Raw genomic sequence first — 10,232 nt, 5'->3', positions numbered from 1 at the left:
AACAACCCGATGTCGTAGCGCCACGCGTTGGGCACGCTGTTGCCCGCCACGAACACCTCGAGGCACGCCGGCCCCGCGAGACCCTCGAGCTGGGTGTAGACCCGCTCACCGTTCCGGGTCGCGAAGCTGCCGTCGGTCGACCGCAGGCGCCACGTGAGATCCGAGCGCAGGTAGTTCCCACTGATCCCCAGGGTCCGGCCCTCAGGGATGTCGAAGCAGTAGCGGTCAGAGGAGCCTGCGGCCTCGAGCACACCTGCACCGCTGGTGGCCGGCAGGTGGGTGGGCCGGAACTCCCGGTCGTCCCTCAGCTCGACGTCGAACCGCTCGAACGGCACCCGCGTCACGTCGATCTCGAGTCTCTCGACCCCGAACCACGCCGAGCCGGACGTCAGCCGCAGCTGGCCGACAGTGTCACGCTTGCTGTGCGCGACCGTGAAGACCATGCGGACCACCGTGGCCAGCTCGCCCGATGCGAGCGTCACCGACTCGGCGGATCCGGGCACAGCGGTCCCCGCGACCCGCTGCCCGTCGAGCAGGAGCTCGACGGGAGGCGCCGGGGCGTTGATCCCCGTCGTCACGACGTCCACGGCGAGCGAGAACGCGCTGTGGCCGGGAAGGTCGTTGAGGTAGAACGGGTAGGCGTTGCCGACGGTGAACGGTCCTGCGTAGTTGCGTCCGCCGCCGAGGAGCTGCACCTTCCCAGGGAAGAAGTTCGGCGGGATGCTGCCCACGAATCCGACGCGCAGCGGCCCCTCCCCGAGGAAGGCGTCCCCGAGGCCGACACCGAAGGTGTCACGCGAGGCGAGGCTGGTGGCGAACGAGGCGTCACCCGAGAACCCCACGTCCAGGATGCAGTCGTCGAAGCCGAGACCTTCCGACACACCCGCCGCGCGGCAGATGCCGGCGGCCAGGGCGAACCTCTCGGGGCTCAGGTCGCCGAGCGTCGTGACTCCACGGGGGTAGGACCGGTCCGTGTAGTCCTGGGTGGAGCGCCCGGCCGGGTACGTGAACAGCGCCGTGGCATCGGTGGCGCGCCAGGAGTCACCGAACGTGCCGTACAGACGCTGGAGGAACAGCGCGTCGGACACCCCGAACCTCAGGCCCGGGGTGACGTCGACACCCGAGGCCGACACGAGGTCGTCGTGCGGGTTGCCGTCGAAGTCGCCGAGCATCCCCGTCACCTCACCCGCCCAGGACCGGGGCAGGCTGATGGCGAAGTCGCCACGTGCGCCGGGCTGTGGGGTCCAAGACACGACGGCCTGCGCGGTGGTCCGGTCGTCGAACGCCGTGAGGACCTCGATCCTCCCCGCCGCCCGCCGCAGCACCACACCCTCGCTCAGCAGCGCGAACGCACCGTTCTCCAGCGTGAACGCCGAACCGTCGAGCGTGATCGCACCTGTGGCACCGAGCTCGATGACGTGCTCGCTGGTCGCGACGGCGATCGCCCCGACGCTCGACATGTCCGCCGTGGCCGGGACGGTGCGCATCTGGATCTCGAGCCCGCTGGGAGCGTGCTGCAGCAGGCGGTACTCCCCGACGCCGTGGAAGTCGTAGTTCAACCCGTCGAGCGTGACCAACCGGGGGTCGGCGCGGACCTGGGCGGGGCTGGTGGCGGACGCGAGCACGAGCGCCGCTTCCTCCTCGGTCAGACCCATCGCGAGGAGGTCCTCGAGCGTGAAGCCGAGGTCGCCGAGCGTGTGGAGGAGATCGATCAGGTCCGCGAGCTTAGTCAGCTCTCGACAGGCGAGCGCGGCCGGGGACACGGACGTGTGCGTCCTCGTCGCCGTGTTCACCGGACCCAGGCAGATCGCGTCCCTGGTCGACTCGAAGGCTGCAGCGCGGACTCCGCGTCGCAGTGCGGCTCGGGTCCCGGCGTCGGCGGCCTCGCGCGCGATCTGCTCGGCCGCGCGAACGGCGGCACGCTCGAGCGCGCGCTGGTAGGTGTAGCGCACCGCGACGTCCGCGATACCGACGCCGACACCGATGACGATCGGCGTCGGGTCCCAGCCGACCTCGTGCTCGGGCACGTCGACGTCGACCGGCTCCTCGGGCTCGTAGGGGTTCTGCGTGACCGGCGGTTCCACCGGGATGTCGTCGATCTGCGGGATGTCCTTGACCGCGCGCTTCTCGTCCGCGTACCGCTGACGCTTCTCGTCGGAGCGGCAGGGTTCCGAGTTCACCTTGGTGACGAGGACGACGCCGGCCGCAGGTCCTGAGACCGCGTACCTGTCGTAGACGGGACGCGTGGCGGTGCCCTTCCGGCACTCGTAGACGACGCGGAACTGGTCGACGTACCAGCTGGTGTCGGGCGCGACGGCACCGGCCCAGCCAGCCGACCTCATGGTGGCGACGTAGGTTCCGACCTGTGTCGTGGCAGCTGCCGTGCCGCCGTTCCAGTCGCCCTTGACCTCGATCACCTGCACGCTGTTGGTGACCGGGTTCGACCATCCGCCGCCCTGGACGACGACGTCCGGACGACCGACCGCGGCCCCGCCGGGCAGCCGGGTCAGGTTGACCTCCCACTGGATCCGCGAGGTCACCACACCCGACGCCTGCCGTGCTGCCGCGTCCACGGCGCCACCCCGCACGCCGACCCCAGGGTTCACAGCGCCCTGCAGGAGGTTCATCCGCTGGACGAGGCGGGCGTGCGCAATCGACTCGATGTACTCGTTGCTCGATCCGAGGCCGTAGCACTGGTTGGGGTAGTAGATGCCGTTGAAGCCGGGGTCCCGGTTCGTGAGGCAGTGGTTGTAGCCACGGGTCCGCAGCTGCGACCCGTTGAGGCACCGGAGGTCGCGCGAGTTGCGGTCCTCGTCGGCGGGATCGCAGGACGCGAACAACCCCGGGAGCGCAGCTGCTCCCGACATCGGGGCTGCCCCGGACGCTTCAGCGGTCACCGGAGCGGTCGCCACCGGGCCTGCCTGCGCGTGTGCGGCGGTCGGGATGAGGGCGGTCACGACGAGTGAGGCGACCACCACCGGGGAGATCACCAGTGAAAAACGGACAGCCCATCGACGGGTCATCGGGACACACCCCACCTGTCACGCGCGACAATGAATGGCCGGAACATAGCAGGCCGCACGACGGGCGCGGATAGGGTTGTCTCATGGCTTTCGTGAGAGTGCCCGACGATCTGCCCCATCCGCGGGCATACCTGCTCGCTGGTCTACCTCGCCCGCAGGTCTCCACCGTGTCGGGTCGGTCCGAGTTCCACTCCGCCCTGGAACGGACAAATGCCCCGGTACTTGCGCCGGGCGACCCGGAAACGACGCCGGGAGGACGCACCGTCACCCTGACGGACGAAGGAGGTCGGCCCGATTCCGTGGTATTTCACCGGTCGCACCAGTTTCTTTCCCGCCCCGCGCGCCGGAGCATCACGCAGAGCGAGATCCTCGACGCAGAGCATCACCCGAACGGCCCACTGCTGCTTCGCACGGGCACCCTGCATCCTCTGGTGCCCCCGGAGCGGCCGGCACCGATGGACCCGGACGCCGACACCCCGGTCACGTTCGACACCTCGGTGCTGGTCCAGGGCATCGATCCCGCCCTCTTCCGCCCGCGCGACGCGCTGTTCATCAGCGCCATGCTCTACCTCGAGCAGGCCGTCACCCTCGGCATCGACGTGCGCCGCGACCAGGAGTCCACGGGATTCGGCCACTGGGACCTGACAGCGCCGGTCCCCGTCGACCACTACGTGACGCGCATCTACCAACAGCTGATGAACGGCGTCTCGCCGAACCCGATGCGCGACGTGGCGCACGGCCTCCACCGCACCGACCTCGTGTGCGCGGCCACCGCGATCCTCTACGACGCGCCGCTGTACACGACCCACCCGGACTCCTACCAGGGCCTGGGCATGCGCGTCCGCACCCTCACCTACGGCCCGGTGCGCAACAAGGCCGCCCTGACACCTCCCCCACCGCCCGACCCGTACGTGGCCCTCGGTCTGCGACCGCCCGGGGCGACACCCCCGGGCTGACGTGACCTCACCGGTGCGGCGTCAGGTACCACCGGACCACGGCAGGCCGTCCGGCCACGACACGTCCGGCCACCAGGACAGACCCTCCGCCCAGGCCCGCGCGGCGTCCCACGCGCCGCGCAGCAGGTCGACGACCGCGTCCCGCATCACGGGGTCCATCTGCAGCAGCCCCACGACGACGCCCCCGGCGGCGGCCAGCGTGAGGACGGCCAGGGCGAGGTCGCGCCACACGTGCCGCCGACGCCCGGTCGCGTGACGCGCGGCGAGCGCCGCACCGGCGGAGCGCGTGTGCTGCGGGGGGCGCACCCACGACCTGTCGCGCGCGTGGTGCGCCGTGCCGCGCGCGGCGCGGCCCGGGCCCCGACGGTCGACGATGGTCGCCATTCGGACAAACTAGACAAACCGTCCAGGGATGGCGACCACCGTTCGTGGTGATCGGACCGTTCTCACCTGGACGGGTGACCACCAACGACGTCACGCCCCCACGTACGCCGCCAGGTGGTGCCCGGTGAGCGTCGAGCGGTCGGCCACGAGATCGGCCGGCGCGCCCTCGAACACGACCCGCCCACCGTCGTGCCCGGCTCCGGGCCCGAGGTCGATGATCCAGTCCGCGTGGGCCATCACCGCCTGGTGGTGCTCGATGACGATCACGGACTTGCCCGCGTCGACCAGGCGGTCGAGCAGCCCCAGCAGGTTCTCGACGTCGGCGAGGTGCAGGCCCGTGGTCGGCTCGTCGAGCACGTAGACGCCGCCCTTGTCCCCCAGGTGCGTGGCGAGCTTGAGGCGCTGGCGCTCACCACCCGACAGTGTGGTCAGCGGCTGGCCGAGCGTGACGTACCCGAGACCGACGTCGACGAGCCGCTGGAGGATGGTGTGCGCGGCGGGGATGCGCGACTCCCCGGCAGCGAAGAACTCCTCGGCGACGGTCGCCGGCATCGCCAGCACCTCGCTGATGTCCCGCCCTCCGAGCCGGTACTCCAGCACCTCGGCCATGAACCGCCGGCCCTCGCAGACCTCGCAGGTCGACGAGACCCCGGCCATCATCCCGAGGTCGGTGTAGATGACCCCGGCCCCGTTGCACACCGGGCACGCACCCTCGGAGTTCGCGCTGAAGAGCGCCGGCTTGACGCCGTTGGCCTTGGCGAACGCCTTGCGGACCGGCTCGAGCAGGCCCGTGTACGTCGCCGGGTTGGAGCGGCGCGACCCGCGGATCGCACCCTGGTCGATCGCGACGACTCCCTCGCGACCGGCCACGGACCCGTGGATCAGCGAGCTCTTGCCGGACCCCGCGACGCCGGTGACGACGACCAGCACACCCAGCGGCACGTCCACGTCGACGCCCTGCAGGTTGTGGGTCGCGGCGCCGCGCACCTCGAGGACGCCCGTGCGGGTGCGCACCTGCGGCTTGAGCGTGGCGCGGTCGTCGAGGTGACGCCCCGTGAGGGTGCCGCTCGCGCGCAGCTCGTCGACGCTCCCGGCGAACACGACGTGGCCCCCGGCCGTGCCCGCGCCCGGCCCCAGGTCGACGACGTGGTCCGCGATCGCGATGGCCTCCGGCTTGTGCTCCACGACGAGCACGGTGTTGCCCTTGTCCCGCAGCCGCAGCAGCAGGTCGTTCATGCGTGCGATGTCGTGCGGGTGCAGCCCGACCGTCGGCTCGTCGAACACGTACGTGACGTCGGTGAGCGACGAGCCGAGGTGCCGGATCATCTTGGTGCGCTGCGCCTCGCCGCCGGACAGGGTCCCGGACGGCCGGTCCAGCGACAGGTAACCCAGGCCGATCTCGACGAACGAGTCGAGCGTGTCACCCAGCACGGTCAGCAGCGGCGCCACGCCCGGCTCGTCGAGCTCGCGCACCCAGGCCGCGAGGTCGGTGATCTGCATGGCGCACACGTCGGCGATGTTGAGGCCGCCGATCCGTGAGGCGCGCGCCCCCTCGTTGAGGCGGGTCCCCGCGCAGTCGGGGCACGTCTGGAACGTGATGACCCGCTCCACGAACGCGCGCACGTGGGGCTGCATCGCGTCGACGTCCTTCGACAGGAACGACTTCTGGATCTTCGGGATCACGCCCTCGTACGTGACGTTGATGCCCTCGACCTTGATCTTGGTCGGCTCCTGGTAGAGCAGGCCGTGCAGCTGCTTCTCGGTGAACTCGCGGATCGGCCGGTCCGACGGGAAGAGCCCGCTCGCGCGGAAGATGCGCCCGTACCAGCCGTCCATCGTGTAGCCCGGGACGGTCAGCGCGCCCTCCTCGAGCGACTTGCTGTCGTCGTAGAGCGCCGTGAGGTCGAAGTCGTTGACCCGGCCCATGCCCTCGCAGCGGGGGCACATGCCGCCGATCTGCTCGAAGCTCACCTTCTCCTTGCGCCTGTGCCCCTGCTCCACCTGGATCGCGCCACTCGCGCGGACCGTCGGCACGTTGAACGAGTACGCCTGCGGCGACCCGACGTGCGGGTCGCCGAGCCGGCTGAACAGGATCCGCAGCATCGCGTTGGCGTCGGTCACGGTGCCGACCGTGGAGCGCGAGTTGGCCCCCATCCGCTCCTGGTCGACGATGATCGCGGTGGTCAGCCCCTCGAGGACGTCGACGTCGGGGCGCGCGAGCGTCGGCATGAACCCCTGCACGAACGCGCTGTAGGTCTCGTTGATGAGGCGCTGGGACTCGGCGGCGATCGTGCCGAACACCAGGGAGCTCTTGCCGGAGCCGGACACACCGGTGAAGACGGTGAGCCGCCGCTTGGGCAGGTCGACGCTGACGTCCTGCAGGTTGTTCTCCCGCGCGCCGTGCACGCGGATGAGGTCATGGCTGTCGGCACGGGCGGTCGGCAGCACGGTGCTCATCGGTCCTCCATGGCTGCGGGGTGCGGGCTCGTCCAGCGTAGGACCGCGCACCGACACCCCACCGGGCGTCGCGTCGCCCCGACGCACCGCTGACGGGCCCTCGCCTCGACGCGCGTCCGCGCGCGTGGCACGCTCCCTGGACGGACGTCGGTGACGAGACAGGCGTCGGCGATGAGGGAGAGCACGTGCACGCATCGTCGGACGACACCACCGACGCCCCACCGACCGGCGCCCGAGCCGCCCGCCTCGCGCTGCTCGACTCCGCGGCGCAGGCCGCAGGGCTCGGCACCTTCGAGTGGGACCTGACGACGGGCGAGCTCCGGTGGGACGCGACCCTGCTGGAGGTCTTCGGCTACGACGAGGACACCTTCGGCGGCACCATCGCGTCGTTCGACGCGCGCCTGCACCCCGGGGACCTGGCCTCGACGTCGGCCGCGATCGACCGGGCCATCGCCACGTGCGGCGTCTACGAGGCCGAGTTCCGGGTGCAGCGTCCGGACGGCACGACGCGCTGGCTGACGGCGCGGGGACGTGCGCTGCCCGACGCGTCGGGCCGGGCCACGCACCTCATCGGCGTGACGACCGACACGACGGCCCTGCGCGAGCGCGACCTGTACGTCCAGCAGATCCTCGAGGACATGTCGACGGGCTACTACTGGGTCGACGCGGACTGGCGGTTCGGCTACGTCAACGCCGAGGCCGAGGTCCTGCTCGCGCGGACCCGGACCGAGCTGCTCGGCGGCGTCATCTGGGACCTGTTCCCCGCGGCGGTGGGCACGGTCTTCGAGGAGCGGTACCGCGAGGTCGCGCGCACCGGAGAGCCGCAGTCGTTCGACGCGTACTACCCCGCACCGCTGGACGGCTGGTACGAGGTCCGGGCGATCGCGGAGCGCGGCGGGGTCGCCGCGTACTTCACCGACATCACGCAGCGTCGGCGCGCGCTCGAGCTCGCCGAGCAGGGGCGGTCGCGGTCCGAGCTCCTCGCGGGGGTCGCCGCGGTGCTGGCCGACGCGGTGGACCCGGCGCAGGCGCTCGAGGCGGTCCTGCCGCACCTGGTGCCCGACGTCGCCGACTTCGCGATCGCGAGCCTGCTCGACGAGGGCACGGGCCCGTGGCGTCCGCGTCTGCACGACGTCGCGGCACGGCACGCCGACCCGGCGATGCAGCCCGTGCTGGACGCGTACCGCGCGCTGCGGGTGCCCGCCCTGGCGCGCACGTCGCTGGTCGCCGAGGTGCTGGCCACGTCGCGGCCGGCGTTGCGCTTCGGCTCCCCGCCGCTGGAGGACATCGTGCACGCGGGGCCCGCGCGGGACCTGCTCGAGCAGCTGGCGCCGGACACCCTGATGGTCCTGCCGCTGCGTGGACGCGGGCGCACCCGGGGCGTCGTGACCCTGGCGCGCGGCGCCGCGCGCGACGGGTTCACCGACGCCGACGTCACGGCGCTGCGCGACGTCACGGCCCAGATGGGGCTCGCGCTGGACAACGCGCACCTGCACGCGGCGCGCCGCGACCTGGCCGAGGAGCTGCAGCGCAGCCTGCTCACCGAGCTGCCGGAGCCGGACCACCTGCAGCTGGCGGCGCGCTACGTGCCGGCGTCGACGGGCACGCAGATCGGCGGCGACTGGTACGACGCGTTCCTGCTGCGCGACGGCTGCACGTGCCTGGTGATCGGCGACGTCACGGGCCACGACCTGCAGGCCGCGGTGAAGATGGCGCAGATCCGCAACGTGCTGCGCGGCGGGGCGCACGCGGTCGAGCAGCCGCCGGCGGCGATCCTGTCGGCGTTCGACTGGGCGGCGCACGACCTGGCGATCGGGGCGTTCAGCACGGCGGTCCTCGCGCGCCTGGAGCAGCCGACCGAGCTGGCCGAGCAGGGCATGCGGCTGCTGCGCTGGTCGAACGCCGGCCACCTGCCCCCGCTGCTGGTGCAGCCCGACGGGCAGGCGGAGCTGCTGTGGCGGCCGAGCGACCTGCTGCTGGGCCTGCGCGCGCGCACCGTGCGGCACGACCACACGCAGCTGATCGCGCCCGGAGCGACCGTGCTGCTGTACACCGACGGCCTGGTCGAGCGCCGGGGTGAGCGCCTGGCGACCAGCGTGGAGCGGTTGCGCGCGCTGGGCGGGCGTCTCGCGCACCTGCCGCTGGAGGAGCTGTGCGACGCGATCCTCGAGGAGCTCGCCCCCTCGCACGAGGACGACGTGGCCCTGCTGGCCGTGCGGGCGTTCCCCGAGGACGAGCCGCGGCCACCGGAGGCGGGCCCGGAGCTGGTGCCGGACGAGCAGGGACACCTGTCGACCCCCGACTCTTAGTTGACGGTTGAAGTAAACGGCCCTACCCTTTAGTTGTCCTGACAACTTCCAGGGTGCGGAGACGCCGATGCCCAGCCCCACGCCGACCCCCGGCACCACCGACGAGCGCGTGCTCGCGCCCGCCACGACGATGGACGCCGTGACGCTGCACGTCGGCGACCTCGAGGGCATGGCCGCCTACTACGCCGACGCGCTCGCCCTCACCCCGCTCGAGGAGCGCGACCGCGGCGGCCGCGTGCACCGCGTCCTCGGCCGCGGCGCCACCCCGATGCTGCGGCTGGTCCACGCCCCCGGCCTGCCGCCGGTCGACCCGCGCCAGGCCGGCCTGTTCCACACGGCGTTCCTCTTCGACGACGTGCCGAGCCTCGCGGCGACCGTCTACCGCGCCGCCCAGGACCCCCGCAGCCGGTTCGTCGGGTCCAGCGACCACCTCGTCTCCGAGGCCTTCTACTTCACCGACCCCGAGGGCAACGGCATCGAGCTGTACACCGACCGCGACCGGGACCAGTGGCTGCACCGCGACGGCGAGCTCGTCATGGCCACCGAGTACCTGGACCCCACCGCCTACCTGCGCGAGCACGTCACCCAGGAGGCGCTGGACGCGGGACCGGCCCTCGCCGGGCGCGTCGGTCACGTGCACCTGCAGGTGGGGGACGTCGCCACCGCCGCGACGTTCTACCTCGACGCGCTCGGCTTCGAGGCCACCGTCCGCGGCTACCCCGGCGCTCTGTTCGCCTCCGCGGGCGGCTACCACCACCACGTCGCGATGAACACGTGGAACAGCCGGGGCGCCGGCCCGCGAGCGGCGTCGCTGGGCCTGGGCGACGTCGCCGTGACCGTCCCGGGCCGCGACGACCTCGATGCGCTGGCTTCCCGGCTGCGCGCCCGCGGCCTGGCGTTCGCGGACGACGGCCGGTCGATCACCCTGCGTGACCCGTGGGACACGCAGGTGACGGTGTCCCTGCCGGGCACGACGACCGAGGACCTGCTGGCCCGCTGACGGCGACGGGTCGGGGCGGGCCCGACGCGCTCGCGGCCCTCGCCGCGGTCCGCCGCAGCACCTAGCCTCGTCGGCAGACCAGGTCACACCGCGGTGACCGTCC

General features: G+C 72.1%; 6 protein-coding genes. 3 read left to right on the top strand and 3 right to left on the bottom strand.

Annotated features, from left to right (window positions below; all coding sequences use genetic code 11):
- The coding region (locus Cph01nite_RS12545; RefSeq protein WP_203674670.1) for a VWD domain-containing protein at positions 1-2,867 on the bottom strand (2,867 nt) is incomplete at its 3' end.
- Positions 2,868-3,454: 587 nt separating this feature from the next.
- On the opposite strand from Cph01nite_RS12545, the gene Cph01nite_RS12540 reads away from it, so the two are divergent.
- Positions 3,455-3,979, top strand: coding sequence for a PIN domain-containing protein (locus Cph01nite_RS12540; RefSeq protein ID WP_203674668.1), 525 nt, complete (start codon positions 3,455-3,457; stop codon positions 3,977-3,979).
- Between the two features lie 21 nt (positions 3,980-4,000).
- Here Cph01nite_RS12540 and Cph01nite_RS12535 read toward each other — a convergent pair whose 3' ends face one another.
- Entirely contained in the window at positions 4,001-4,363 is a 363-nt protein-coding gene (locus tag Cph01nite_RS12535) for a hypothetical protein (protein ID WP_203674666.1), read from the bottom strand.
- Positions 4,364-4,453: 90 nt separating this feature from the next.
- Complete coding sequence (locus tag Cph01nite_RS12530) at positions 4,454-6,820, bottom strand: ATP-binding cassette domain-containing protein (RefSeq protein ID WP_203674664.1); 2,367 nt, start codon at positions 6,818-6,820, stop codon at positions 4,454-4,456.
- A 185-nt stretch (positions 6,821-7,005) separates the two neighbouring features.
- Between Cph01nite_RS12530 and Cph01nite_RS12525 the strand changes: the two genes are divergently transcribed.
- Both Cph01nite_RS12525 and Cph01nite_RS12520 read left to right on the top strand, forming a co-directional pair.
- Positions 7,006-9,129, top strand: coding sequence for a SpoIIE family protein phosphatase (locus Cph01nite_RS12525; protein ID WP_203674662.1), 2,124 nt, complete (start codon positions 7,006-7,008; stop codon positions 9,127-9,129).
- 67 nt (positions 9,130-9,196) lie between these two features.
- Positions 9,197-10,129 (top strand): VOC family protein, encoded by a 933-nt coding sequence (locus tag Cph01nite_RS12520; RefSeq protein WP_203674660.1) that lies wholly within the window; start codon positions 9,197-9,199, stop codon positions 10,127-10,129.
- The last annotated feature ends 103 nt before the right edge of the window (positions 10,130-10,232 follow it).

It is taken from the genome of Cellulomonas phragmiteti (assembly GCF_016862775.1).
In the GTDB taxonomy this organism is placed as follows: Bacteria; Actinomycetota; Actinomycetes; order Actinomycetales; family Cellulomonadaceae; genus Cellulomonas; species Cellulomonas phragmiteti.
This window is presented reverse-complemented; position numbering and strand designations above follow the sequence as displayed.

Bases quoted from the DNA above. Each gene is read 5' to 3' on its own strand.
- Cph01nite_RS12535 (WP_203674666.1), bottom strand. From the start codon at position 4,363: ATGGCGACCATCGTCGACCGTCGGGGCCCGGGCCGCGCCGCGCGCGGC.
- Cph01nite_RS12530 (WP_203674664.1), bottom strand. From the start codon at position 6,820: ATGAGCACCGTGCTGCCGACCGCCCGTGCCGACAGCCATGACCTCATC.
- Cph01nite_RS12520 (WP_203674660.1), top strand. From the start codon at position 9,197: ATGCCCAGCCCCACGCCGACCCCCGGCACCACCGACGAGCGCGTGCTC.